At 53.7% G+C, this 26,493-nt stretch carries 24 protein-coding genes; 9 read left to right on the forward strand and 15 right to left on the reverse strand.

The genetic code is table 11. From position 1 onward, the window contains the following. Nucleotides 1-53 precede the first annotated feature (53 nt). Genes acs through DHf2319_RS08525 form a run of 3 tightly spaced genes read right to left on the reverse strand, consistent with a single transcriptional unit; the run spans nucleotide 54 to nucleotide 4,372 of the window. Nucleotides 54-2,033 carry an acetate--CoA ligase gene (gene acs / locus DHf2319_RS08515; protein WP_243477792.1) on the reverse strand — a complete coding sequence of 660 codons (1,980 nt, stop codon included), beginning with the start codon at nucleotides 2,031-2,033 and terminating at the stop codon, nucleotides 54-56. A gap of 45 nt (nucleotides 2,034-2,078) precedes the next feature. Beyond that, nucleotides 2,079-2,489 carry a heme-binding protein gene (locus DHf2319_RS08520; protein ID WP_243477793.1) on the reverse strand — a complete coding sequence of 137 codons (411 nt, stop codon included), beginning with the start codon at nucleotides 2,487-2,489 and terminating at the stop codon, nucleotides 2,079-2,081. Next, a complete protein-coding gene (locus DHf2319_RS08525; RefSeq protein ID WP_243477794.1) occupies nucleotides 2,486-4,372 on the reverse strand; it encodes a propionate--CoA ligase in 1,887 nt (628 codons plus the stop codon). The genes DHf2319_RS08520 and DHf2319_RS08525 overlap by 4 nt, the downstream gene beginning before the upstream one ends. A gap of 259 nt (nucleotides 4,373-4,631) precedes the next feature. Between DHf2319_RS08525 and DHf2319_RS08530 the strand changes: the two genes are divergently transcribed. After that, nucleotides 4,632-5,174 (forward strand): C40 family peptidase, encoded by a 543-nt coding sequence (locus DHf2319_RS08530; protein WP_243477795.1) that lies wholly within the window; start codon nucleotides 4,632-4,634, stop codon nucleotides 5,172-5,174. A 10-nt stretch (nucleotides 5,175-5,184) separates the two neighbouring features. Here the strand turns inward: DHf2319_RS08530 and DHf2319_RS08535 are convergent, their stop codons facing one another. The 3 genes from DHf2319_RS08535 to lptF all read right to left on the reverse strand — a co-directional run bounded on the left by DHf2319_RS08535 (nucleotide 5,185) and on the right by lptF (nucleotide 7,889). Further along, a complete protein-coding gene (locus DHf2319_RS08535) occupies nucleotides 5,185-5,547 on the reverse strand; it encodes a DUF2325 domain-containing protein (protein WP_369810172.1) in 363 nt (120 codons plus the stop codon). Between the two features lie 108 nt (nucleotides 5,548-5,655). Further along, entirely contained in the window at nucleotides 5,656-6,594 is a 939-nt protein-coding gene (locus DHf2319_RS08540; RefSeq protein ID WP_243477796.1) for a CysB family HTH-type transcriptional regulator, read from the reverse strand. Nucleotides 6,595-6,773: 179 nt separating this feature from the next. Continuing rightward, entirely contained in the window at nucleotides 6,774-7,889 is a 1,116-nt protein-coding gene (lptF, locus tag DHf2319_RS08545; RefSeq protein WP_243477797.1) for an LPS export ABC transporter permease LptF, read from the reverse strand. A gap of 75 nt (nucleotides 7,890-7,964) precedes the next feature. Here lptF and DHf2319_RS08550 point away from each other — a divergent pair, with 75 nt between their 5' ends. The 3 genes from DHf2319_RS08550 (at nucleotide 7,965) to DHf2319_RS08560 (ending at nucleotide 10,822) form a co-directional block, all read left to right on the forward strand. After that, on the forward strand, nucleotides 7,965-9,482 hold the full coding sequence (locus DHf2319_RS08550; RefSeq protein WP_243477798.1) for a leucyl aminopeptidase: 1,518 nt from the start codon (nucleotides 7,965-7,967) through the stop codon (nucleotides 9,480-9,482). Nucleotides 9,483-9,503: 21 nt separating this feature from the next. Then, nucleotides 9,504-9,959, forward strand: coding sequence for a DNA polymerase III subunit chi (locus tag DHf2319_RS08555; RefSeq protein ID WP_243477799.1), 456 nt, complete (start codon nucleotides 9,504-9,506; stop codon nucleotides 9,957-9,959). 158 nt (nucleotides 9,960-10,117) lie between these two features. Next, the gene (locus DHf2319_RS08560; RefSeq protein ID WP_243477800.1) at nucleotides 10,118-10,822 is read left to right on the forward strand and encodes a Bax inhibitor-1/YccA family protein; all 705 of its coding nucleotides are present in this window, start codon (nucleotides 10,118-10,120) and stop codon (nucleotides 10,820-10,822) included. A gap of 90 nt (nucleotides 10,823-10,912) precedes the next feature. Here the strand turns inward: DHf2319_RS08560 and DHf2319_RS08565 are convergent, their stop codons facing one another. After that, complete coding sequence (locus DHf2319_RS08565; protein WP_243477801.1) at nucleotides 10,913-11,638, reverse strand: SDR family NAD(P)-dependent oxidoreductase; 726 nt, start codon at nucleotides 11,636-11,638, stop codon at nucleotides 10,913-10,915. A gap of 201 nt (nucleotides 11,639-11,839) precedes the next feature. On the opposite strand from DHf2319_RS08565, the gene DHf2319_RS08570 reads away from it, so the two are divergent. The 5 genes from DHf2319_RS08570 to DHf2319_RS08590 are packed head-to-tail and all read left to right on the forward strand — an operon-like array spanning nucleotide 11,840 to nucleotide 18,293. Further along, nucleotides 11,840-12,883: a cyclase family protein gene (locus tag DHf2319_RS08570; RefSeq protein WP_243477802.1), complete on the forward strand. Its 1,044-nt coding sequence runs from the start codon at nucleotides 11,840-11,842 to the stop codon at nucleotides 12,881-12,883. A gap of 9 nt (nucleotides 12,884-12,892) precedes the next feature. Then, nucleotides 12,893-14,443, forward strand: a complete 1,551-nt coding sequence (locus DHf2319_RS08575; RefSeq protein ID WP_243477803.1) for an AMP-binding protein — start codon at nucleotides 12,893-12,895, stop codon at nucleotides 14,441-14,443. Next, nucleotides 14,436-15,599 (forward strand): acyl-CoA dehydrogenase family protein, encoded by a 1,164-nt coding sequence (locus DHf2319_RS08580; RefSeq protein ID WP_243477804.1) that lies wholly within the window; start codon nucleotides 14,436-14,438, stop codon nucleotides 15,597-15,599. The genes DHf2319_RS08575 and DHf2319_RS08580 overlap by 8 nt, the downstream gene beginning before the upstream one ends. Before the next feature lie 18 nt (nucleotides 15,600-15,617). Next, nucleotides 15,618-17,180, forward strand: a complete 1,563-nt coding sequence (locus DHf2319_RS08585; RefSeq protein WP_243477805.1) for an acetolactate synthase large subunit — start codon at nucleotides 15,618-15,620, stop codon at nucleotides 17,178-17,180. Nucleotides 17,181-17,234: 54 nt separating this feature from the next. After that, nucleotides 17,235-18,293 carry an alcohol dehydrogenase gene (locus DHf2319_RS08590; RefSeq protein ID WP_243477806.1) on the forward strand — a complete coding sequence of 353 codons (1,059 nt, stop codon included), beginning with the start codon at nucleotides 17,235-17,237 and terminating at the stop codon, nucleotides 18,291-18,293. Nucleotides 18,294-18,305: 12 nt separating this feature from the next. Here DHf2319_RS08590 and recO read toward each other — a convergent pair whose 3' ends face one another. The 8 genes from recO to DHf2319_RS08630 form a co-directional block, all read right to left on the reverse strand. After that, nucleotides 18,306-18,902 (reverse strand): DNA repair protein RecO, encoded by a 597-nt coding sequence (gene recO, locus DHf2319_RS08595; RefSeq protein ID WP_243477807.1) that lies wholly within the window; start codon nucleotides 18,900-18,902, stop codon nucleotides 18,306-18,308. Next, nucleotides 18,895-19,791 (reverse strand): GTPase Era, encoded by an 897-nt coding sequence (gene era / locus DHf2319_RS08600; RefSeq protein WP_243477808.1) that lies wholly within the window; start codon nucleotides 19,789-19,791, stop codon nucleotides 18,895-18,897. Before era ends, recO begins: the two co-directional genes overlap by 8 nt. Next, complete coding sequence (gene rnc / locus DHf2319_RS08605) at nucleotides 19,788-20,549, reverse strand: ribonuclease III (RefSeq protein WP_243477809.1); 762 nt, start codon at nucleotides 20,547-20,549, stop codon at nucleotides 19,788-19,790. Before rnc ends, era begins: the two co-directional genes overlap by 4 nt. A gap of 42 nt (nucleotides 20,550-20,591) precedes the next feature. Further along, nucleotides 20,592-21,386 carry a signal peptidase I gene (gene lepB, locus DHf2319_RS08610; protein WP_243477810.1) on the reverse strand — a complete coding sequence of 265 codons (795 nt, stop codon included), beginning with the start codon at nucleotides 21,384-21,386 and terminating at the stop codon, nucleotides 20,592-20,594. Between the two features lie 52 nt (nucleotides 21,387-21,438). Further along, entirely contained in the window at nucleotides 21,439-23,232 is a 1,794-nt protein-coding gene (lepA, locus tag DHf2319_RS08615) for a translation elongation factor 4 (protein WP_243477811.1), read from the reverse strand. A 136-nt stretch (nucleotides 23,233-23,368) separates the two neighbouring features. Continuing rightward, nucleotides 23,369-24,799, reverse strand: a complete 1,431-nt coding sequence (locus DHf2319_RS08620; protein WP_369810246.1) for a DegQ family serine endoprotease — start codon at nucleotides 24,797-24,799, stop codon at nucleotides 23,369-23,371. A 115-nt stretch (nucleotides 24,800-24,914) separates the two neighbouring features. Continuing rightward, nucleotides 24,915-25,919 carry a MucB/RseB C-terminal domain-containing protein gene (locus DHf2319_RS08625; RefSeq protein WP_243477812.1) on the reverse strand — a complete coding sequence of 335 codons (1,005 nt, stop codon included), beginning with the start codon at nucleotides 25,917-25,919 and terminating at the stop codon, nucleotides 24,915-24,917. Then, nucleotides 25,919-26,488, reverse strand: coding sequence for a sigma-E factor negative regulatory protein (locus DHf2319_RS08630; protein WP_243477813.1), 570 nt, complete (start codon nucleotides 26,486-26,488; stop codon nucleotides 25,919-25,921). The genes DHf2319_RS08625 and DHf2319_RS08630 overlap by 1 nt, the downstream gene beginning before the upstream one ends. Nucleotides 26,489-26,493: the final 5 nt, after the last annotated feature.

The following is a 26,493-nucleotide window of genomic DNA, read 5'->3' on the forward strand; positions in this document are numbered from 1 at the left end:
CAAACTGCACCGGGGCTTGAGTACAAACTAGCTGCAGTGACCAGTCAGAACTCTCAGACGGGCTTGGTCAACTGATCCAGGATGGCTGGGTTCTCCAAGGTAGAGACATCTTGTGTCACCTCCTCACCCTTGGCGACCACGCGCAACAATCGACGCATGATCTTTCCAGAACGCGTCTTGGGCAGGTTGTCTCCAAATCGGATTTCCTTGGGCTTGGCGATTGGGCCAATTTCTTTTGAGATCCAGTCCCTTAGCTGCTTGGCAATGGCCACAGCTTCATCACCATCTGGCGTGGCTCGCTTTAGGACCACAAATGCCACCACGGCTTCACCCGTCGTTGCATCAGGACGTCCCACCACCGCCGCTTCAGCAACGAGCTCATGCGCCACCAAGGCTGACTCAACCTCCATTGTGCCGAGTCGGTGACCTGACACATTCAGCACATCGTCGATTCGGCCCATGATCCAGAAACAATTATCAGCATCACACTGCGCGCCGTCTCCAGCCAAGTAATATCCACGCAATTCTTCAGGGAAATAACTTGTCTTGAAACGCTCAGGATCACCCCAGATGGTGCGGATCATCGAGGGCCATGGACGCTTGATAACGAGAAACCCACCTTGACCGGCCTCTACATCGCCTCCCGTCTCATCTACGATGGCTGCTGTGATCCCTGGCAAGCGCGTGGTACACGAACCTGGTTTCAGGGGTGTTACACCTGGCAGCGGTGTAATCATATGGCCACCAGTCTCTGTTTGCCACCATGTATCAACAATAGGGCAACGCTCCTGACCCACGTTAATGTGGTACCACATCCATGCTTCTGGATTAATCGGTTCGCCAACCGAGCCGAGCAATCTTAAGCTAGACAGGTCAAAGGACTTTGGATGTACTGCCGCGTTGGCCTCAGAAGCTTTGATCAAAGAGCGAATGGCCGTCGGTGCGGTATAAAAAATCGATACGTGATGACGTTGAATCATCTCCCAGAACCGACCGGCATTGGGATAGGTTGGCACACCTTCAAACACGATTTGTGTCATGCCATTGGCCAATGGCCCATAGGTGATATAGGTGTGCCCGGTCACCCAACCCACGTCGGCCGTACACCAAAACACATCATCTGGTTTGGCATCAAACGTCCACTGCATGGTGAGTTTGGCCCACAACAGGTAGCCACCAGAACTGTGCTGAACCCCTTTGGGCTTGCCTGTGGATCCAGAGGTGTACAGAATGAACAGCGGATGCTCGGCATTGACCGGTACCGCTTCACAGGTTTTGGGTTGGTCTTTGACCAGGTCATGCAACCACATGTCACGTTTGTCGTCCCATGCAACAGAACCACCGGTGCGCTTGTAAACCAGACAATGGCGCACGATGTCACAACCACCCATTCCAAATGCTTCGTCAACGGCCGGCTTAAGCGGAATCTGCTTGCCTCCGCGTACCTGCTCATCGGCCGTGATCACCAGCGATGCACCAACATCGATAATGCGTTCATGTAGGGCCTTGGACGAGAACCCACCAAAAACCACCGAGTGAATAATCCCAAGTCGGGCGCAAGCTTGCATCGCTGCTACAGCCTCAATCGACATTGGCAGATAAATGATGGCGCGATCTCCAGTCTTGTAGCCAAGCGACTTCAATCCGTTGGCCATCTGGCAAACACGCTCATAGAGCTCGTGGTAGGTGACCTTGGTGACTTCACCCCCATCAGCCTCAAATATGATCGCAACCTTGTCGCCGAGACCACGTTCAATGTTGGCTTCCAGGCAGTTGGCTGAAACATTCAACTCGCCATCACCAAACCACTTGTAAAACGGGGCGTTAGACTCATCAAGCACCTGCGTAAACGGCTTGGTCCAATGCAAATTCTCTTTTGCCAAACGTCCCCAGAACCCGTTTGGATCTCGATCAGATTCATCGAGTAGCGCCTGATAGGCCGCCTGCCCTGAGATATTGGCCTGCTTGACAAACCCCTCAGGCGGCGGGAACACACGTGTTTCGACCAGCACAGATTGAATGGAATTGGACATGATTGAGAGTCTCCTTGCCCCGGTACTTCGTTATGACAATAAAATCTATTTCAAGCCTAACGCAGCAATGCCTGCTTCAGCAATTTCGACATCCTGGTTTGACTGAACCCCAGACACACCAACAGCGCCAACCACCTGCCCTTCGACCACTACCGGTACACCACCTTCGAGCATCCCTTGCAGTGCTGGCGCACTCAAAAATGCCGTGCGACCGTTGTTGATAATGTCCTCGTAAATCTTGGTAGCCCGCTGGCCAAGCGCTGCAGTGTTGGCTTTAGCTGGCGAAATATGAGCCGAAATGGGTGCCGCGCCATCTAGACGAGTCAAGCCAAGCAGATGGCCGCCGTCATCAACCACCGAAATGGTCACCGCCCACCCCTTGTCCACGGCATACGCCTTGGCTGCGGCTAGGATTTTGCTGACATCAGCTTCTTGTAATACTGCCTTGGATTTCATAGTGTTTCCTTCAATTGTTGCAATGTAGACGGATCCTCGATGGTAGTCAGATCGCCTGGATCACGTCCCTCGCAAACTGCCACAATCGCCCGTCGCAACACTTTACCGGATCGTGTCTTGGGAAGTGCATTTACAAACAAAATCCTTGACGGTCGAGCGACCGCGCCTAGCTGACTGTCAACCACCTTCATGACCTCGCGCTCAAGCGCTGATTTGGCGTCATCAGACTCATACGCCTCGGGTTGCTTGAGCACGGCAAACGCCACCGCCACCTGGCCTTTGAGCGAATCTGCCACGCCCACAACCGCGGACTCTGCCACGGCCGCGTGGGAGTTGACCGACTCCTCGATCTCGCGTGTGCCTAGCCGGTGACCAGCCACATTGATCACGTCATCGGTTCGACCCAGGATGAACCAGTAGCCATCACCATCCACCAGGCCCCAATCAAACGTTGAGTAAACCTGGCGACCCGGCACGGATGAAAAGTATGTGTCGACGAAGCGCGTGTCATCACCCCAGACCGTACTCATCGCTCCTGGTGGCAACGGCGGCACGATGGCCACCACACCCTTCTGGTTGGCTCCCAGGTCTTGACCGGTTTGTTCATCAATCACGCGCACATCAAAGCCGTAAACCGGAAATGACGGACTACCGAACTTGGTGGGACGTGGCTCAATGCCAGGTTGGGCCGCCAGAATCGGCCACCCGGTCTCGGTCTGCCAATAGTTATCAATAATGGGCTTACCCAGCCCCTCGGAAATCCAGACTGCCGTTGGCTCATCCAGAGGTTCGCCAGCCATATACAGGGCTCGCAGGCTCGAGAGGTCATACTTTTTCAATAACGCGGGGTCTTGCTTTTTTAGTACCCGAATTGCCGTGGGTGCGGAGAACATCACGGTCACTTTGTAGTCTTGCACGAGTTGCCACAAAATCCCGCCATCTGGACGAACTGGGGTACCCTCATACAGGATGGTCGCCATGCCCGCAATCAAAGGCCCATAGACGATGTATGAGTGCCCGACTACCCAGCCGATATCACTGGTGCATAAAAAGGTTTCACCAGCCTTGCCACCGAATATGTAGTCCATTGAGCTCGCGAGCGCCACAGCATAACCACCCGTATCACGCTGCACGCCCTTGGGTTTGCCTGTAGTACCTGACGTGTAGAGCACATAGCTCGGATCGGATGACTCCATCCACTGCACTGGGACTGTCTGCCCCCAATACGCTCGACGCAGTCCATCATAATCAACGTCGCGACCGGCTACCGGCTCAAACGCATGCAAACCGCGGTCATGAATGATGACCGATTGTGGCGGGTGTTCACAAAGCTCGATTGCCTTGTCTAACAGTGGCTTGTATGGCGTGACCTTACCGGCGCGTGAGCCAGCGTCAGCACTGAAAATCACTTTTGGCTTGGCATCATCGATTCTGCTCGCAAGATTGACCGATGCGAAACCGCCAAACACCACAGAGTGGATCGCCCCTAATCGCGCGCAAGCCAGCATCGCGAATACTGCCGATGGAATCATCGGCATGTAGATCAACACCCGGTCGCCAGGACCCACGCCTTGGGCGCGCAACATGGCGGCCGTGGCATTAACTTCGTCAAATAGTTCCCGCCGGCTATAGGTCTTTCGTTCATCGACCTCTGTGGAGACCCAGATAAGCGCAGCCTCATCGGCACCCGCGTCCAACCAGCGATCAACCGCGTTGTAACAAAGATTGGTTTTGCCGCCAACGAACCAACGGGCAAAAGGTGGATTGGTAAAGTCCAGAACCTGCTCGAATGGTGTTTCCCAATGAACCCGTTTCGCTTCTCCTTGCCAGAACTCGTCGCGTTGCTCGATTGAACGACGATGTACGGATTCGAGGTTTGCCATCGCAAGTCTCCAGATATTGTGTTGTCGTGACTATGTTGTCATTTGGTAACTATATTGCCCCACTAATCTTTCGTGAGACTTGCGCAATGCAAAAAATCAGGCTGCTTTTTACACACAACGCTGTACAATCAAGCACTTAGGAAACAGGCTGGCGCGCAAGCTTAGTGGCTGCACCCACATATTGATGGCTACACTCAAAAACAAAGCACCAACACTTCGATCGGTAACTACTCTGTACAAGCCCCGCGTTGCGCTTGGGATGCTGACTGTATCGTTGTTTGCGCTGGCTGGTTGCGCAAGCGCGCCTGATGACAAAAGTGCCTGGCTAGACCCTCAAGGAAGCCGCAACGCCAAGATCGATATCGATGCCCTTGATCCAGTGACAGCCATCGCAGCAGCCCAGCATCCGCTAACTCGCCAAGCCCTCACCCACCTGGGAATCAGGTATCGCTACGGTGGCGATGCACCGGACGAGGGATTTGATTGCAGCGGTCTGATTTACTACTCCGCTCAGACGTCGCTTGGACTGAGGCTGCCGCGACGCTCCGCCGACCTGGCGCGCATCGGTCAGAAAGTCGGTCGCCAGGAACTTGCCATCGGGGACCTGGTTTTTTTCAACACCCTCGGTAGGCGATACTCACACGTTGGAATCTATCTGGGCAACGAGCTGTTCGTGCATGCACCCTCTTCGGGGGGGCAAGTTCGAGTGGAGAACATGACCAAGCGTTACTGGGCTCAGCGCTACAACGGTGCTCGTCGAATTGATCCGGTTCTGGTGGCTGACCGACTAGCCAGCCAGTAATCGACCCCCACTAACGTCGACGTTTCGGACACTGCTTGCAGATGTCCTTGGCGGGCTCTAACCGAGCACATAATCCGGACTGCTCCAGTGCCTGCTGCATCGCACACACCGACCGGCGACATGCCATCACTCGCGCCCCGGATCGCTGTGCGGCCTGGCGAAATGATTTCATGACGTTGTGTCCCAAGAAATCCGTCAGCAAAATCACCAATTCGGTTCCACTTGGCAGCTGTAACGTACGACGCTGGTGTGCTGGATCACGACCACTGACATGATGGATGATTCGAATATTGTGCGTACCCAGCAAATCTGGAATATTGCCTAGACGGTCAGCGCCGACGATTACGGCGTTTACAGTAGCAGCGATGGACATATTGAATACCTGTGTTGTGTAGATATTCAAATGATAATCGTTCTCATTCCTATTTCAAGTGGCTGTCGCTGAATTTTCTATTGAAATTTCCTAACCAAAATTCAACTGCTATAGCTTTGGCTTTAAAAGTGCTGTGATTTCGGCTGGCTTAAGGTCCGGCGCCAGCATGCCGATGAAGGTGTAAACATAGTCCCTTAGGAACTCACCGGCTCTGACGGCAACCCGAGACGTCTGCTTGCCGAACAAGTGCCCCACGGGAATGCTGACAAGGTTTTTGTCCTGCTCGCTGTCATAGGCCATGGCAGCGATAATCCCGATCCCAAGACCCACATCAACGTAGGTTTTGATGACGTCCGCATCAATGGCCGCAAGAACAATATCAGGCTGCAAACCGGCCGAGCCAAATGCATCATCAATATTGCGCCTGCCGGAGAATGCAAGGTCATAAGTAACAATTGGATATTGCGCCAAATCTGCCAGCGTTACTTGCCCATTTTTTTTAAAGCTTTTGGTCAGTGGGTGCTCCGGACGGCAAACCACTGCATGTTCCCAACGATAGCAAGGCACGCTGGCAAGGCCTGGGGTCTGGGCTAGCGATTCGGTAGCAATGGCCAAATCTGCCTCCCCCTGAAGCACCATGTCTGCCAACTGGGTAGGACTGCCCTCCGCAAGAGCGAGCCTGACTTTCGGGAATCGCGCTCGAAACGCAGGAATGACCGATGGCAAAGCATAGCGGGCCTGAGTGTGGGTGCAAGCAATCACCAAACTACCCTGGTCACGCTTAGCGTATTCATCACTGACTCTTTTTAAGTTTTCAATTTCACGATTGATACGGTCAACCACCTGCGCAACCGCCTGCCCTGGCTTGGTCAAGCCTTTAATGCGTTTGCCGTGGCGTTCAAATATCTGAACGCCAAGCTCTTGCTCAAACTCCATGATGGCTTTTGAGACGCCTGGCTGCGAGGTGTAGAGCGCCTTTGAAGCTTCGGTCAGATTGAAATTACGGCGTATGGTTTCGCGCACAAATCGAAATTGTTGAAGGTTCATGTCGTGCTCTGTTGTATTGAAGACTCGAATTTGAACGGTGAGCAGGAACTCACTCACGCGGGGTTTATTGACGCCGTATCGCGGCGGCAAACTCCGCATTGTAAGTTATATTGAATCGATTGTAAATAACTATTTATTATTTTGATAGATACCACCAGTGCGACAAAGTCACGGCAGGCTCAAGCAGGTGCAACACTCGGAGCAAGCGGCTTGCGCATTCGCAAGCGCCACCAGAACAAACCAGCTGTCAATGCAAGAAACAAGCCATGCACCAACCAGACGCCCATACCAAACGGCAAGATTTTGTTGTTAATCCAACCGTGAGATGCGTTGATCAGGTTCATGTACAGCAATGCGACCAGACCAGCAACCAACAAATCAAAAGACCGTCCCACTCTGGGATTGACTGCCCCGAGCGGTATCGCTAAAAGCGCCAGGTTGATGGTTGCAATGGGGATGGCCAGACGCCACATCAGCTGACCATCTGAATGTGATGCATCGTCTTCTAGCAACATCAACGTGGGTCTGGCCTTGCGGTTATCCAGCGCGCGCGCACGCGCCTGTGCCAAGGTCTCGTTGGCATTGGGCGTTTCCAATCGAAATGCAAACTCCTCAAAGTCAGTGATACGCGTCTCGCCTTGTCCCGGTTTCATCTCATAGCGAGTACCGTCAACTAGCACCAGGAATCGATCACCGTTTGCAGCCACCTCCGTCCTAGCCGACTGCGCATTTACAACCGCATGCCAATCCGGTGTTGTGATGCGGGCAAAGACCTCTCCCAGCTCGTTTGGGTTGGTCTCTGATGGCTCAACGAACACGACCCGATTGCCACGGTCTAACTCGAGGAAATCACCCGAGGTAATCTGTGAAATTTCAGAACGCAAATCGAATCTGGCCCGGTAGTCTTCGATTTGACGATGGGACCAGGGTGAAGCAAACAAGGTCAAGGCACCAACGGCGACGCTCACCGGGATTGCCAGTCGCAAAGCCGGCGCTATCCAATCTGTTAATGACAAGCCACTGGCAAACCAGACCACCATTTCTGAGTCCCGATAACTACGCGAAACCGTGGTGAGTATTCCAATAAACAACGACAAAGCCATGATCGTAGGCAATGCCGCAATCGTGGTTAAAGCCGCCAAGCCGATAACAACGTCGGCGCCGATAATGCCTTTGGCAGCCTGCCCGATGAGCCTGACCAACACGACGCTGAGCCAAACCACCACGAGCGTGGACATCACCACACTGGCGTTGCTCGAAACTTCGGCGGCCACAGCCCGTTTAAATAGAGACATGCGAGGTTCAAATGCGCCATAATGCCAACTGAAAACTGATCAGTTATCTGGCAACGCAACTAGAGAGTGAATCACATGGAATTTAGCACACAGAGCACTTCAGCCTACCACCAGATCAAGACTGCCGCGCTGGCCGTTGGGGTATTTGCCGACGGCGAATTATCGGCTGCAGCAGACGTGCTCAACCGGGCCGGCGATCACGCACTGAAATCTGTGGTGGGCCAGGATTTTTTGGGACGCGTCGGTGAAGTACTGGTTTTGCGTAACATCGCGGGGGTGCGTGCAGAACGTGTCATGTTGGTTGGTTTGGGCAAGCAAAGTGATTACGGCCTAAAGGCATTCAAGAAAGCCGAAACCGCTTTCGCCAGGCAATGCGTGGCTCTACGTCTTACCCAGGCTACCTCGGCTTTGGCAACGATCCCCTGCCCCAAAGCTGACGCACGCCAATTGGCGCGACTGAGTGCCCAGGCAGTCAGTTCGGAAACGTACCATTATGACCAGACCATGGGTAAGCCTGACCCGAAATTGCGGCCCAAGCTAAAAAAATACAGTCTGCTGGCCAACCGGGCTGACGCTAAACCTATCCAAATCGGGTTGAACGAAGGTGCAGCGCTCGGTGAAGGCATGGCGTTGACCCGAACGTTAGGCAACTTGCCCGGCAACATCTGCACCCCGACTTATCTAGGCAACCAAGCCAAGGCACTCGGACGGCAGTTCAAATCGATCAAAGTCTCTGTGTTGGAGAAAAAACAGATTGAAGCCTTGGGCATGGGTTCATTCCTGTCGGTTGCTAAAGGCTCCAGTGAAGCACCCCGTTTCATCGTCATGCACTACAAGGGCAAAGCATCACAAAAGACCAAATCCGACGGTCCGATCGTTCTGGTTGGCAAGGGGATCACATTTGATACCGGTGGAATTTCAATCAAGCCAGCGGCCACCATGGACGAGATGAAATTTGACATGTGCGGTGCGGCCTCGGTGTTCGGTACCATGCTCTCCATTGCCAAGCTCCAATGGCCTGGCGAACTCGTGGGCTTGATCCCAACCTGCGAGAACATGCCTAGCGGTACTGCGACCAAGCCCGGGGATGTGGTCAAGAGCATGTCGGGACAAACCATCGAAGTACTGAATACGGATGCCGAAGGCCGTCTTATCCTGTGTGATGCGCTGACCTACGCCGAACGGTACAAGCCATCGGCCGTTATCGATATCGCCACCCTCACAGGTGCTTGCATTGTGGCGCTTGGCACTGTGAACTCGGGCCTTTTCTCACCGGATGATGAGTTGGCTCAAGAGTTGCTAAGTGCAGGCAAGCGAGCTCTTGATCCAGCGTGGCGCATGCCGGTCGAGGACGAGTATCAAGACTTTCTCAAATCAAACTTTGCTGACATGGCCAACATTGGTAACGCCGGACCCAAGGCCGGTGCAGTAACAGCAGCATGTTTCCTGGCTCGATTTGCCAAAGCTTATCGCTGGGCACACCTGGATATTGCAGGCACCTCCTGGCTAAGCGGCGCCCAAAAAGGTGCCTCGGGTCGACCAGTGCCTTTGTTGGTTGAGTACCTTTTACGTCAGGGCAGTCACAATGCGTGACGTTGCACAAAGTGACCAGCAATGACCGTAACCCGGGTTGATTTCGCATTTGACGCTGATGCTCGAGTGTTGCAAGCTGCGCGCAGCACCTTGCGTCATGTCGCCCGGGGCGCCCGTTTATTTATTTACTGTGATGACCCTGATCGGACGGCTCAAATGGATCAGGCGCTTTGGGTGGTCGAGGACATTGCCTTCGTGCCGCACGAGCGCCTGATTAACGAACAGAATGAAACCGTACCCGTATTTCTGGTTGATCAAGCTGCTTGGCCGTTGGTAGCCAATCGAGTAAACCAGACGGATTGGCTACTGAATCTGGACGACCAATGCCCGCCCGAGCCCACTTTATTTACTCGAGTGCTTGAAGTCGTTACCCGCGATGACGCAGATCGTCAACAGGCACGCCAACGCTGGCGGCAGTATCAAGCCATGGGGCTCGATGTACATGCCCATCAGCTAAGCGAGCAAGCTGGCAGGTAGCTTGGGAGACGCAGGTAAAAACCTGACGCTTTGTCGGGATTTGTGGTTTGAATTCAAGGAACTATCGGTTACCCTATCGGTCAGATGGTTAAGCAAAGCGTGGGTTTGCTCTGCAAAGCATCGGTGAGTCAAGCCTTGAATCTTTTTTGGAGTGTTCAATGAACGATTTTCGTCCCTCTCTGTCACGCGGTTACGCTGGCACCGCAGGCCAGCAGGTAGCACGCAACCAGGTGCTCAAAAACACCTATTGGCTACTGGCGATTTCGCTCATCCCCACGGTCGCCGGGGCAGCGATTGGCTTATTCACTGGCTTGAACCAGGTCATGAACGCGAGCCCCATGTTAAGTGTCATCGTTTTTCTGGGTGGCGCATTTGGTTTGATGTTTGCCATTGAAAAAAACAAAAACAGCTCGCTCGGCGTAGGACTGTTGTTGCTCTTTACGTTCTTTATGGGCGTGATGCTTTCTAGACTGCTGGGTTTTGTGTTCGGCATGGGCAATGGTGCCCAATTGGTCATGCTAGCTTTTGGTGGCACGGCGGCAGTGTTTGCCACCATGGCGACATTAGCGACTACGATAAAACGTGATCTTTCGGGAATGCAGCGCTTTTTGTTTATCGGCGCAGTGATTATTCTGGTCGCCGCGTTGGCTAACATGTTCTTTCAGATCCCTGCACTGATGCTCACCATATCTGTGCTGGCCATCGGTATATTTTCCGCTTTTATGCTCGTAGACCTGCAGCGGGTGGTCAATGGCGGTGAAACCAATTACGTTAGTGCAACGCTCGCCATCTATCTCGATGTCTACAACGTATTTTCCAACCTCTTAATGCTGCTAGGTATCTTTGGCGGAGATCGCGAGTAGTCCAGTCTCCTGCAGATGTCTCGTAAGGCCCACCCAAGCTGTTCGGTGGGCTTTTTTTTGGTGACGGCAGGCCAAGGCGGTTCTCGCCGACTAGTTGCCGGCTAGGCCAACAGACAAACCACCACAAACATAGATCACTTGCCCAGTGGTGTACCCACCCAGAGGATGCATCAGGGTACTCACGAGATGAGCAATTTCTTTGGGCTCGCCCACTCGTCCCATCGGCACAGCAGCCTTCAGACGCTTGGTCTGTTCCGAATCGGGCGGGTTGGCAGCTAGAAACAGTTCAGTCGCAATCGCACCCGGCGCGATGGCATTGACTGTCACGCCGAATTGGGCCAACTCCAGGGCCCAGGTTCGTGTCATGCCCACAATGCCGGCCTTGGTTGCGCTATAGACTGTGCGACCAACCTTGCCTAGCGCAGCCCGACTGCCGATATTAATCACACGACCGTACCGGGATGCCTTCATCGCCGGGATAAGGGCTTGCGTAAGCAGCATGGGTGCCAACAAGTTCAGATTGACCATTTTATCGACTTGTTCTGGTGTGACATCCTCCAGGGCCGCAACCTCAATCATGCCGGCATTATTGACCAAGTGCACGATCTCACGCTTGCCCCGCCAGTGTTCGATAGCCTGTCGAGTCGCATCTGGGCTCATGAGATCAACAGACTCAAAGGTCTCACCAGCCATCATCTGTTCTGGTGGTGTGCGACTAAAGTTGAGCACCATGAACCCATCGGCCAGTAAACGCTCAACAATCGCGCGGCCAATACCTCGACTGCCACCCGTGACCAAGGCTAAAGATTTTTCCATGACTGGTGTCTCCATATTGTTACCGTCGATCTTACATGGATGGCGCGCAATAAAGCGTTCCAAATCGCACGCGCTCCACCTAAAAAATGACCCTGCCAGATCCTTCCATACAATAAGCCTGCTCACCCCGCCTACTGTTGTAAGATCAAGCGCAAACGAACAACAGACGGCACAATTGCCGCTAACTGGGGGCACAAGATCATGGCGCGCTTTAAACAACGTCCATCCGGATCAACCTGGGGCGACTTTGGGGAGGACGATGAGCTCGGCCGTTTGAATCTGCTGGACGAACAAAAGGTCTTGCAGGCCGTGCAGGAAGTAAAGGTTGGGAAAGTGTTTTGTTTGTCACTGCCGTTGGATCTGCCGGGTGGAAATGTATTGAATCCGCGCCGTCATCCACCCGTGCTATCCCCGACACTGCGCGCTGATGGCAAGGCTTTTATGAACGTCGCCATGTCGGGCATACAGCAAGACGCCATTGATGTTCTGTCGGACGATCAGGTAACGCTGTGTATGCAGTATTCCACCCAATGGGATGGGCTGTGCCACATCGGTGCCATGTTTGATACGCAAGGCGATGGCAATCTGCGCAAGGTCTACTACAACGGCTTTGAAGCGGGCAAAGACATCCTGGGCGGCGAGAATCCCCCGACAGAACATACTGACTGCTGTGGCGATGGCGCGTCCTACGCCAACAAACTGAGTATTGATCGATACGCTCAAAAAGGAATGCAAGGTCGTGGCGTTCTGGTCGACCTCGAACGACACCTAGGTATCGGACGCACCGTGGTCTCTGGCGAGGTTTTTTTAAACATCTTGCAACGAGACAGCATAGATATTGCACGCGGCGACATGTTGGTACTGCGTACGGGTTTCTCCGAAGCGATATTAGAGATGAACGGCGCACCGGACCACGAGCGCCTGGAACAAACTGGATCGGTGTTAGATGGGAGTGATCCAGTGCTTTTGAACTGGATCACCGACTCCGGGATCGCGGCAATATGCGCTGACAATTATGCGGTTGAGGCTTATCCGGCCCGTACCGCAGGCCCGGGACACTCAATCTTGCCGCTGCATCACCATTGTTTGTTCAAGCTAGGTGTGCCTTTGGCAGAACTGTGGTACCTGCGTGATCTGGCCGCCTGGCTACACGACAATCAGCGTCACCACTTCTTGCTAACTGCCCCACCCCTGCGAATGCCGGGTGCTGTGGGGTCACCCGTCACACCGATTGCCACTGTGTGAGCTGATCTCATGCACAGCACACTTAGCGAACGTCTAGAGGCATTGGCTCAAACGCATGGTGATCAACCGGCGATACTGGAGCCCGGACGCACTGTCACCTTCGCAGAGCTTGCACATCAGACCCACAAGTTGGCGGGCTTTTTTACTAGCCGCGGTATTGGCGCCAATGACCGGGTCGCGCTGTGGCTGCCCAATACGATTGAGTGGGTAAGCAGCTTCCTTGCACTTAGCCATATCGGCGCGATCGCACTACTGGTCAATACGCGGTTTCGTAGTCGTGAACTTGAGGACTTGATCGAGCGTGGCCAAGCTACCTGTTTGATTTACTGGCCTGGTTTCAAAGGCATTGGTTTCGACGAGATTCTGGGCGATGTCTCTGCCACAGCGCAAGAAAAACTATCGACCAGGATCTCGTTGGGTCAATTGCAAGACGCTCTCGATCAGAACTGGCCTGCAATTGCGGCACATGGCGACCACGGAACCCTGACATTCACGACCTCGGGCACCACTTCACTGCCGAAGTTTGTACTACACACCGAAAGCGTCATCTTGCGCCACGCTGATGCAGTTGCCAAACATTTCGACTATGACGGCGATACCTGTGTACTGGCAAGCGCCCCATTTTGTGGGGCATTTGGGTTTGCCACACTGATCAGTGGATTATTGACCGGCCATCCCGTTGCCTGCGAACCTGTATCAACAGCTGATAGTCTGCTTGCGCTCGTTCGTCAGCACCAGGTCACCCATACGTACGCCAACAATGCGCTGATCTTGCAAATGCTTAAAGCATCTGAAGATCGCAATGACTTTGCAAGTTGCAAACTTTTTGGGTTTGCTTCATTTGCACCGGCACAAGATGAGCTGTTTGAGCTAGCGCTGCATAATGGCCTGTCACTGACCGGCCTATACGGCTCAAGCGAGTTAATCGCATTGACCGCAGCCCAACCGCTGGACTCGAACCAAGGTGATACCAGCACACGGTACCAACCTGGTGGCTGCCTGGTGCATGAAAGCGCTCGCGTTCGAGCAAGGGATCCTGAAACCGGTCATTTAGTGGCTCATCGTGAATCAGGCGAAATCGAGATTCTTTCGCCTTCGCACATGGCTGGCTATCTGGATCAGGCCAATGCCACCCGCAAAGCCTTTACAGAAGATGGTTATTTCCGCACGGGCGATTTGGGCTGGTGCATCAGTGATCGACAATTTGTATTCCAAGCGCGACTAGGTGACTCCTTGCGCTTGGGCGGGTTTTTGGTGAATCCTGCCGAGATTGAAGCGGTTGTCGAGTCTTTACCCGGAGTCAGTGCTTGTCAGGTCGTTGGCGCACAGCATGGGACCAACGCCGTAGCAGTGGCATTTGTCCTCTTGGAAAAGGACTCACAGCCTGCACCTGATCGCTGGCATGCCGCCTGCAAACGACAGTTAGCGAGCTTTAAAGTGCCGGTACATTTTGAAGTTCTCGAGGCATTTCCAACGGTCGAGAGCGCGAATTCAGTCAAAATTCAAAAACACAAACTACGTGAAATTGCACAACAATTGCTAGACAAACAGCATGCTTGATACATTACCCCACAACATCACTAGCCTGCCCTTCTTTAATGAAGAACATGGTGATTTGGTCAATGGCCTGAATGACTGGGCGGGCCTGAGACTCACCAATCGTGTGCATCACGGGAACGTGGATCAGACCTGCCAATCATTGGTAAAAAATCTTGGCCAAGACGGCTGGCTACGTTGGTGCGTCCCACAAGCGGGCGGAGGTGTGACGCCAGAGCTTGACTCCCGTAGTCTGTGTCTGGCCCGACAGGTCTTGGGTTACCACGATGGTCTGGCAGACTTTGCGTTTGCCATGCAAGGGCTTGGGAGTGGGCCGATCTCTCTGTTTGGCACCCCTTACCAACAAGCCCAATATTTACCGGCAGTCGCCCAAGGCCAAGCAATTGCCGCATTTGCATTATCTGAACCCGATGCTGGATCGGATGCTGCTGCAATGAGCACGCGCGCTGTCCGGGATGGTGACAGCTATCGTCTTAACGGCCAAAAAACGTGGATATCGAACGCAGGGATCGCCGACTTCTACACGGTGTTTGCCGTGACAGAAAAAGATGATGTCAATGGAGTGACTGCGTTTGTGGTTGATGCCAACACACCCGGGCTCGTGGTGTCGGAGCGTTTTGATGTTTGTGCACCTCATCCGATTGGCTCGCTTGAGTTTAACGATTGCGTCATCCCCGTCAGTCAGCGGATAGGTGAGCCTGGCCGTGGCTTTAAGGTTGCCATGCAAACACTGGATGTATTTCGGGCATCAGTCGGTGCGGCTGCGCTTGGATTTGCACAAGCTGCCCTAGACATGGCCATCAAACGCGCTCAAAATCGAAAAATGTTCGGTGCGACCTTGGCTGATCTGCAAATCACGCAGGCGTCTATTGGCCAGATGGCAACCGATATCGATGCCGCAGCGCTACTGGTCTATCGAGCAGCGTGGCAACGCGACGTACTTAAAAAACGCACGACCAAGACGGCTGCTATGGCCAAACTTTTTGCTACCGAGGCAGCACAACGTGTGATTGATCGTAACGTGCAGATTCATGGTGGGCTTGGCGTCAAAGTCGGCCATCCTGCTGAGATGCTATATCGGGAAATAAGGGCTTTGCGCATCTACGAAGGCGCAACCGAAGTTCAACAAGTGGTCATCGCGCGCGAGACCATGCGATAACCATATTAAGGAGAAACTATGAACGGTTCGCAAGCCATGGTAAAGACTCTGCTTGCTGGCAGTGTGGATGTGTGTTTTGCAAACCCTGGCACATCCGAAATGCATTTTGTGGCGGCACTAGATCAGGCCACCGAGATGCGTTGCGTGCTGGGGCTCTTTGAGGGTGTGGTGACGGGTGCCGCCGATGGGTATTATCGGATGGCTGGTAAGCCAGCAGCCACCTTGCTGCACCTAGGACCTGGGTTGGGCAACGGTCTGGCCAACTTGCACAATGCGCGCAAAGCACGCTCTGGCATTATCAATGTTATTGGTCAACACGCACTAGACCACATTCATAACGATGCTCCACTTAATTCAGATGTCGAGGGTGTCGCTCGCCCGATGTCAAACTGGGTTCGCACCATCGTCTCATCAACACACGCGGCCATGGATACCGCCGAGGCCATCAGCCAAGCAAAAAGTGCACCGGGCCGGATCGCATCATTGATTCTGCCAGCCAACTGTGCGTGGGAGTCAGCTGACGCCGGCCAATACAGCTTTGCTGCAGCACACCCACCTGCGGCCGTCCTTGAAGAAACGGTCGATGAGGTGGCCGCATTGCTGGCTAAACCAGGGACGGCCAAGCGCGTTTGTTTATTACTTGGTGGCACTGCCTTACTGGAGTCGCATACATGGCTGGCCGGGCAAATTGCAGCAAAAACAGGCTGCCAGTTGTTGTCCGAGCCACGCAGTCCGAGGCTGCAGCGCGGTCGCGGGCGCGTCAATGTGCGTCCAATTCCTTTTGCGGTGGATGCGGCCGTAGCTACCCTGAAGGATGCAGATCACATCGTGCTGATTGGTAGCACCGTGCCGGTTGCTTTTTTTGCGTATCCGGGCAAGCCACGACTTACCGTCCCTGCCAACTGTCACGTGCATACACTGGCTACGCCAGGACATGATTTACATGCCGCCTTACAAGCCCTATGTGATGCCACCGGGGCGGGTGGTACCACGCCAGCGTTCCTATCCAAAGACCTCACCATGCCAGTTTATGAGGATGGATTTCCAACACCCGCAACCATCGGTGCAGTATTGGCGCGGGCATTGCCAGAGAACGCTATTGTCGTCGATGAAGCCGTGACGTCCGGGCGACAACTTGCCGACAGCGTGCCCTATTTTGCGCCACACGACTGTATAGACATTACTGGTGGTGCGATCGGCTTTGGCTTACCAGCGGCCGTAGGTGCCGCTGTCGCTGCGCCCGGACGCCGTGTCGTTGCGCTCGTAGGCGACGGCAGTGCAATGTACACGATTCAAGCGTTGTGGAGCATGGCACGCGAGGGGCTTGATGTAACAGTCGTGATATTTGACAATCGCTCATACCGCATCCTGCGTGGTGAGCTCAACAACATGGGTGGACCCGCCCCTGGCGTAAATGCCAGTCGTATGCTCGATCTTGACGGCCCTGAACTGGACTGGGTGTCAATGGCCAAGGCTCACGGTGTGCCAGGAACCACCGCAGATACGCTATCGGGTTTTGAAAAGGCGCTCAATCATGCCAACGCGACTCCCGGTCCGTCACTCATTGCATTGAGGATCTAAGACGAGCTGTAAACACGGATCGCCGCCTCTAAAAATAAAACAGGAGACACTCTCATGAAGTGTTACTGCATCACTAAATTCAGTCAGCCCCTGGAGTTGATCGAGCGCGAGACACCGCAACCTGAGGGCACCGAGGTTTTACTGAAGACACGTGCCGCAGGCGTGTGCCACAGCGATCTGCATATCTGGGAAGGCGGTTACGATCTAGGACATGGCAAACGGTTGTCACTGCAAGAGCGTGGCATCAAGTTGCCCTTGACCATGGGTCATGAGACAGTGGGCACACCGGTGGCCATGGGTGCACAAGCTAATGGCGTAGAACCAGGCAGGAACTATCTGGTGTTTCCTTGGATCGGTTGCGGTCAATGTGACGTGTGCCAATCGGGTCAGGAAAACTACTGTGCCACACCGCGCTCGCTAGGGATCTACACCCACGGTGGTTACGCTGATCACATTCTGGTGCCCCATTCCCGTTACCTGCTCGATATTGGTGATCTCAATCCTGCCGAGATCGCACCGCATGCATGCTCGGGGCTGACCACTTATAGCGCGATCAACAAAATCGATCCAGCCATACACACCAAACATCCGATTTTTATCGTAGGCGCTGGCGGGCTTGGTCTAATGGCGATCGAAATTTTAAGAGCCATGGGAGGACACGGGGCGATTGTGGTGGACATTGATCCAGCCAAACTTCAAGCCGCAAAAAATGCCGGCGCACTGGCAGTGGTCAACGGCAATGACCCGGATGCTGCCCAGCAGGTCATGGCAGCCAATGGTGGCAAGCAACTGCATGCTGTCATCGACCTGGTGGGCTCACCGTCATCAACACAGCTTGGCTTTAATGTGCTGACAAAGGGCGGCACGCTAGTGATTGTGGGACTATTCGGTGGTGCTGCACCCTGGCCATTGGCGTTTATTCCCATGCGAGCACTGCGTATTCAAGGCAGCTATACAGGCTCACTGAATGAACTCAAATCTCTGCTAGAGCTTGTAAAGGCAGGCAAGATCAACTCCATACCAGTGACCACCCATCCTCTGGCAGAGGCATCTGACGTGCTCGCACGCCTGCACGAAGGCAAGGTGATCGGAAGAGCAGTGCTCGTTGACTGACCCGAAAGAGATTTAGGTATCCGCTAGCCGTCTTAGACTCAGCAAAACCTCACGGCTACTGAGTCTGCCGCCTGGCACATGCTCAAGCAAACGCTGCTGGAATTGCTCACGTAAGGCTGCCGATAAACTGCGATCGCTGAAGTCAGGCTCAGGACCGTCAATGCCGTAGCCGGTCTCTTGTAGCATTCGCCATTCGAACTGGCGCAATGCACCAGGGGCTGATTTGCCTTGAGATAACACCTCGAGCGCTTGCACATAGGCATCATATAGTCCCGGGTGCGGATCCTCAGGCGCAAGCAAGCGCAACAACAACTCATTCATATACCAGCAAGACATCAGCGCAGCACCCGGAACAGGTTGAACGCGAGACACTTCCGCATGAGTAAGCGTTTTTACCTCTGCATTACCGCTCCAGGAAAGGGCAAGTAACTGAAAAGGCATTAAGACGGCGCGCAATCCCGAATATGGGCGCTTGGCACCCTTGGCTACTAGCGTCACCACGCCATGATCACGAGAGAACACTTTCACAATCAAAGATGTCTCGCGCCAGGCCGTGCTTTGCAATACAAATGCTGGCGCATCAATGATCCTCGTCGAGCGTTTACTCATAACCAAATTCACGCAAGCTGCTCTGACGGTCAGTCCAGCCCTTTTTTACCTTGATATAAACCTCGAGGTGCACTGGCTTGTCGAGCAATTTAGCGATATCTTGTCTGGCCTCTGTCGCAATGCGCTTCATGTGGGTTCCTTTGGCTCCCAACAAAATCGGACGATGCGATTCACGCTGCACGATGACACAGGCGTGAATAGTGGCGTTGTTAGCACTTTCTTCCCACTGCTCAATCACGACAGTGCAACCGTAGGGCAACTCATCTCCCACGAGACGAAAAATCTTTTCCCGTATAAGTTCCGCCACTAAAAAACGCATGGGTCGGTCTGTCAGGACTTCCTCATCGAAGTAAGGTTGATTGACAGGCAAGTGACGGGCGATCTCATTTAAGAGATCATCAAGCTGGCGGTCTTTGACAGCGCTGACTGGCACTACCGCCCTAAATGGGAATTTAGCGGCAACCGTCGCTGTAAAGGGATACAAAGTAGCTTTGTCTTTGACCAGATCAGTTTTTGATAAGACCATGATGACCTGGGCATCCTTCGGTAACATGGCAAGCAAAGACTCATCGGCTGCACTCCACTGCCCTGCCTGCACTAAAAACAACACCACATCAACATCCGCCAAAGTTTGGCTGACCACCCGGTTCATCATCTTATTCATCGCACCGCCATGACGAGTCTGAAACCCGGGTGTGTCAACAAACACAAACTGAGCATCGTCTCGAGTCAGGACGCCCATGATTCGATGACGAGTGGTCTGGGCCTTACGCGAGGTAATAGAGACCTTTGCCCCGATCAGGGCATTGGTCAGCGTTGACTTGCCAACATTTGGTCTGCCGACGAGCGCGACGTAACCACACCGGTAATCTTCTCTTACCTCAGTCATCTTGCATCCTGGGCGACTGCCACCGGCAAAGTTAATTGGGCCGCCTTGCGAGCCCGCTTGACCGCCTTTCGAGCGCCGCCAGCCGGTTTAGCAGCCATGGCTTTTTCGAGTGCTTGACGTGCAGCCGTTTGTTCAGCCGCGCGACGGCTTGCTCCGGCAGCCTGCACCTGTATATCGAGCTCGGCAATATCACAAGCCACCTCGAATTGCTGGCTGTGCGCAGCGCCATGCGTGGCCACAACGGTATAGGTCGGTAACGCCAACTTGTGAGCCTGCAAAAACTCTTGCAGCAAGGTCTTGGCGTCTTTACCGATTGTCTGGGGATCGATGGACTTCACAATCGGTTCGTATAGTTGATGGATAACTGCCTGAGCCTTTTCAAATCCACCATCTAGATAAATGGCTCCCAGAATAGCTTCCAATGTATCGGCCAAGATAGAGGGGCGACGAAACCCACCACTTTTTAACTCGCCCTCGCCGAGCCGCAAATGCTCAGACAACCCTAGTCTCTGGGCAATATCAGCCAATGCTGCTTGCTTGACCAGATTGGCACGAACTCGCGACAAGTCACCTTCGTTGAGTTTCGCAAAACGATGAAACAATAAAGACGACACTGATGTGCCTAGCACCGAGTCGCCCAGAAACTCCAGGCGCTCATTGTTACGCGCACTATGACTACGATGCGTAAGCGCGAGCTCAAGCAACGACTTGTTTTGAAAGCAATAGCCTAAGACGGCTTCCAGGGTTGCAGCAGACATGGTTTGTCACCAACACATCCGAGACGGGCGTGTCAGTGATTCTTAATGGAATCGACCGATACGGCCTGGCTCAGAAAAATTCATCCAGATAAAAAAGGCTTTGCCAACGATATGCGACTCAGGCACGAAGCCCCAAAACCGACTGTCGAGGCTGTTGTCGCGGTTATCTCCCATCATAAAGTAAACACCCTCCGGGACGCGACAGACGATGCCGTCCATCCGGAAATCACAACTGTCTCTGTAGGGAAATCGCCAAACAGGCCTTAAATCCTGCCTACTGCTCTTATCAACGAGTATTTTGTGACTAACGTCACCCAATTCCTCAATATACTGCGCCGTATAAGTCAAACGATCGGGCTCAAAATAATCCCCATCTCGCTTTACGGGCACTTCTTGACCATTAATGTAGAGCCGTTTATTGAGATAGGCCACCTCATCGCCAGGCAGACCAATCACTCGCTTGATGTAATCAACCGAGGGATCAACCGGATAGCGGAATACCATCACATCACCACGATCAGGTTCACCAATTGGGATGACCTTGGTATCTAGAATGGGCAACCGTATCCCGTAAGTGTACTTGTTCACCAAGATCAAATCGCCAGACTGCAACGTGGGCAACATTGATCCTGATGGGATCCGGAACGGCTCAACGATAAACGAGCGCAATACAAACACAAACAAAATCACGGGAAAGAAGCTTGCGCCGTATTCCACCCACCAGGGACGTTTGGCATCTTTGTCGCGCCTGTGACTCAACACCCAGCGATCGAGCGCCCAGACCAATCCGGTGACCATTAGCGCCACGAACAATATCAACGAAAAATTCCAGCTCATGCGTCCATGCCCCGTTTACGCCTTTGACCGAGAAGTAACCAGCGAAATGCCATCACTTGTCCTCAACCTGAAGGATCGCTAAAAATGCCTCCTGCGGAATCTCCACGCTCCCAACTTGCTTCATACGCCGTTTGCCTGCCTTTTGTTTTTCCAGCAGCTTTTTCTTACGGGTAATGTCGCCACCGTAACACTTTGCCAGCACATTTTTACGCAAGGCCTTTACGTTCTCCCGGGCGATGACCTCAGCACCAATTGCCGCCTGAATCGCCACGTCATACATTTGTCGCGGGATGAGTTCTCGCATCTTGCCAACCATCTCGCGCCCACGGTAACGGGCATTTGATCGATGACAAATGGTCGATAACGCATCCACGCGGTCACCGTTAATCAAAACGTCCACCTTCACCACATCGGCCGCACGGTATTCTCGAAATTCGTAATCCATTGACGCATAACCTCGAGAAACTGATTTCAACTTGTCAAAGAAATCGAGCACGATCTCGGCTAGCGGGATTTCATACTGCAGATGAACCTGACGACCGTGATAGCTCATATCGAGCTGAACGCCTCGCTTGTTGTTGCAAAGCGTCATGACCGGTCCGACATAGTCTTGTGGCATGAACAGGGTCACCAGCACAATCGGCTCGCGTATTTCACGAATCTTGGCGATTTCGGGCATGCGTGATGGACTTTCGATATCCATGACCTCGCCATCATTGAGTTCCACCTTGTACACCACCGATGGCGCGGTGGTGATGATGTCCATATCAAACTCGCGCTCAAGACGCTCTTGCACAATCTCCATGTGCAAAAGCCCCAGAAATCCGCACCGAAAACCAAAACCAAGTGCTTGAGACACTTCAGGCTCAAACATCAGCGCAGCATCGTTTAGCTTCAACTTCTCGAGCGAGTCTCGCAACTGATCGTATTCACTACTTTCAACCGGATACAGTCCGGCAAATACCTGTGGCTTGACCTCTTTAAAGCCTGGCAAAGGCGCATCAGCAGGCTGGTTGACCAGTGTGACCGTATCACCCACTTTAGCGTCTTTTAGCTCTTTGATCCCCGCAATCAAAAAGCCCACCTGCCCGGCTGACAGCTCGGTTCTGGGCAATGATTTGGGCGTAAACACACCGATTTGTTCGCAGGGATGAACCGCACCGGTGGCCATGAACCGCAACTTATCCTTGGGTCGAATCGTACCGTTGACCACTCGTATCAACATGACGACACCGACGTAATTATCAAACCAGGAGTCAATGATCAGTGCCTGCAGCGGCGCACTGGGGTCACCTTTGGGAGGCGGCACCTTGGCAACGATTGCTTCGAGGATTTCATCAATTCCCATGCCGGTTTTAGCGCTCGCGGCCACTGCATCACTGGCATCCAATCCAATCACATCCTCTATCTCAGCACGCGCGCCATCCGGATCTGCTTGAGGCAGATCCATTTTATTAAGCACTGGCACCACCTCTACACCGAGCTCAATGGCGGTGTAGCAATTAGCCACGGTTTGTGCCTCTACGCCCTGAGATGCATCAACCACCAACAAGGCACCCTCACAAGCCGACAAAGAGCGGCTCACTTCATAGGAGAAGTCCACATGACCCGGGGTATCGATCAAATTAAGCTGATACTCCTGACCATCGGCAGCGCGATACAGCAAAGAGGCGGTTTGGGCCTTGATGGTAATACCCCGCTCGCGTTCGATGTCCATGGAATCGAGAACCTGGGCGCTCATCTCACGGTCGGCCAAGCCACCGCATCGATGGATGAGTCGGTCGGCCAAAGTTGATTTGCCATGATCAATATGGGCAATGATCGAGAAATTACGAATATGCTGCATGAGACCTGCGAGAAGTTAGTTTGCCTGGGTTGAGCCGGTTGGTTTGGCCGCTGGCTTTACGGCCAAGACAAAGGGGGCGCAGATCGCCCCCTTGTCTTCGCGCATCTATTGAGCGCTTATTTTAGCCTCAAGACGGTTACTTCTTCGCCGGACGCACTAAAAGCCACTGCGCTTGACCGTTGCGCTGCACCATCATACCTAGTGGCTTGCCCGCTTGCGCCTTCTGAGCAAGCTCCACGAATTGTTTGGGCGAACTAACGTCGGTATTGTCAACCGTCAGGATCACGTCACCAGGGGTCAAGCCAGCAACCTCGCCAGCACCCTCGACAGCCGTAACCTTAACGCCATGGTTAATCCGAAACTCTTTCTTCTCATCGTCGGTCAAGGACACCACTGTAATACCCAGCGCCGTTTCACCTTGCGCCTTGGGCTCGGCAGGCTGGGCTGCAGCCGCCACTGGCTGGGCTGATGGCATCTCGCCTACGGTGATGTCCAGAGACACTGGCTTGCCCTTGCGCCACACGTTCATCTTGGCTTTGGTTCCTGGTGCAGTTGAACCGACCACACGGGGCAAATCCGACCACTTCTCGATTTTCTTTCCGTCAAATTCAAGAATGATGTCGCCGGGCTCAACCCCAGCCTGCTCAGCAGGACCATCAGGCACCACGCGGCTCACCATCGCACCGGCTGCGCTATCCAACCCACTGGCTTGGGCCACGTCCTTGCTCACCTCGCCGATCTGGACACCAATACGACCCCGAGTGACTTTGCCGTTTTCGCGCAGTTGCTGAGCGACCTCCATTGCCTCGTCGATCGGGATCGCAAGCGAAATACCCATGAAACCGCCGCTGCGCGAGACAATTTGAGCGTTGATACCAACCACTTCACCGTCAAGATCGAGTAAGGGGCCACCCGAATTACCCGGATTGACCGCCACATCGGTCTGAATAAATGGCAGGTAATCACCCGTCTCCCGACCAATCGCACTCACGATGCCAGAGGTGACTGTTGACTCCAGACCAAACGGCGAACCAATGGCAAGAACCCATTGCCCCTTTTTAAGATCTGCCGCAGTGCCAATAGGCAATGTGGCCATGTCCTGTGCATCGATTTTTAATAAAGCGACATCCGTGCGTTCGTCGCTACCGATCACCTTGGCTTTGTATTCCGTACCATCGGTCAGAGTCACAAAAATCTCCGATGCATCATCAATCACGTGATGATTGGTGAGGATGTAGCCATCGGCGCTAATGAAAAATCCTGATCCGACACCGCGCGGTACAGTGCGCTCTTGCGGTTCAGGGTTACCTCGACGCTGCTGTGGTGCCTGGTCATTGCCACCCCCACCTGGCGGCTGAAAATCAGGCCCAAAGAACCAGCGAAACATTTCGTACGGATCGCGACCACCCGATGAGCCGTTGGAACTGACCGTCGCTGTCGTCCGAATATTGACAACGGCGGGTTCGGCTTTTTCCACGATCGACGTGAAGTCGGGCAGTCCTACCGTGTTTGCTTTTGCAACTGGGCTGATCTGCCAAAGCAGCAGCGCCATCAATGTCAAAAACATCAGCTGCCACAGGCGCTTGTGTTGGATTGATTGCATATCTTGCTTGGTATTTTGAGCGGTGACGCGATTATGCATAAATGACTCCGTGTTTAGCATCGCTTGTGTTTTAGTGTCACTATCTGGTGTGCAGAGCACCGGTCCGAATAATGGATTGAGCGAGCTGCCGAACTGTCAAAGCCGGGGCCTCACCGGCCACCATCACCCAAAAATCCTGGTGACGCTTGCCAAAGAGGTTTACTGCCCCAGAACGGCTCGCACCGCTCATCTGATGGTGAGACAAATTCTGCTGATAAGGTTCAATAAAAATTGAGATCGTGGCCAAACCATCAGTCAAAATCAGGTGACTGACCCGGCGTCCATCACGAAACTGACGCTCAACCTGCACAACGGAGCGATAGCCCGGCGGCTCACGATAGAACCAACCCATGGCCTTCAAGTCTATGTTGTTATTGCTTGGCTCAACCACACGCCAACCATCAGTTGTCCAACCGGGCGTCAGTGCTGCTTGCTCGATTGGCTTACCGACTTCCAGTTGTGTGAATGCGATGTGTTCACGCACTGCCCCTTGCTCGTCGTACATCAGCGCTTCCAGCAAAAGCCCGGTCTGCGCATCAACGCAAAGTTCATAACGGGATCGATGATTGTCCTTGGGAACAATGCTGATCCGATGACATTGACGTCCTGCGACCCTGGCCTTGCGCGGCTGCAACACGAAGTCATAGTACTGACTTAAATCACTGACCGAACCCATTAGCAAGGCAGGGAAACGCTCCTGACGCTGCTGCTCAGAGACAATCAGCTTCTGATCGGGAATCAGACATTGCACCCTGTCGTTGTGCCGCAGATATTCACGAGGACTATCACTAAGTACTTCCAACCGTTCAAACTCTTGGCCATCGGCATATCGATGCGTAACCCTGAACGAGCGCATTTCACCGTTGCGCTGATGGGCAAAAATACCTTGATAGTTTTGTGTCTTGGCGGCTTGCTGCACACGTTGCAGCAAATCAGGTGCGTCAAGCACAACGCCCGATTGTTGCGCTAGTGCAAGCGTAGGCCAGGCAAAACCAACGAGCATTGCCAAACTCAGCCCAGATAAGAAGCGAACTAGACGTAACATCAATCCACTCCGGGGGCGAACGCTACCTGACGCACCGCAATCGGGCCAGCCATCTGACGGTGTGCGGATACGTAGTCAGACTCTGGCCTGGCCTGCTCAACAATTCGTGCTGCGGTGGTAGTCGGCTCATTTGCCACTACCATTGCTGGCTGCGCCCCCTGTTCAAGCTCGAACAGGGGCTGAGCGACCCAGACAACCGATGCAACCGCGGCGGCCACTGCCAGAGAGGGCCAGGCTAATACAGCCTGTCGCCACCGCCCTGAAGACCTGAGTGAAGGTCTTGGCTGAGCCAAAGGCAACGCACCAGCCCCATGCGTGACCTCTCTAGCCAGCGCAGCAGACATGCGGGCAGCAAACTCGGCCGACACAGGCAATGTAGCCGACGGTTCACGCAACGCATCGCCAATTAAATGGTAGGTGGCCCAGCACTCTAGCGCCTCGTGAGAGTCGAGTTTGACGCCTTGAAGGTCAGCTTCACCATCCATGACGGCAGATAAAGACTGAGCCAACCCGGCGGTCGATTCCTCATCCTCGTCATGCCATGCCGTTTTATGTTCAGCAGAATTCATCACCA

Origin of the sequence: Orrella daihaiensis, assembly GCF_022811525.1 — a bacterium.
Classification (GTDB): domain Bacteria; phylum Pseudomonadota; class Gammaproteobacteria; order Burkholderiales; family Burkholderiaceae_B; genus Algicoccus; species Algicoccus daihaiensis.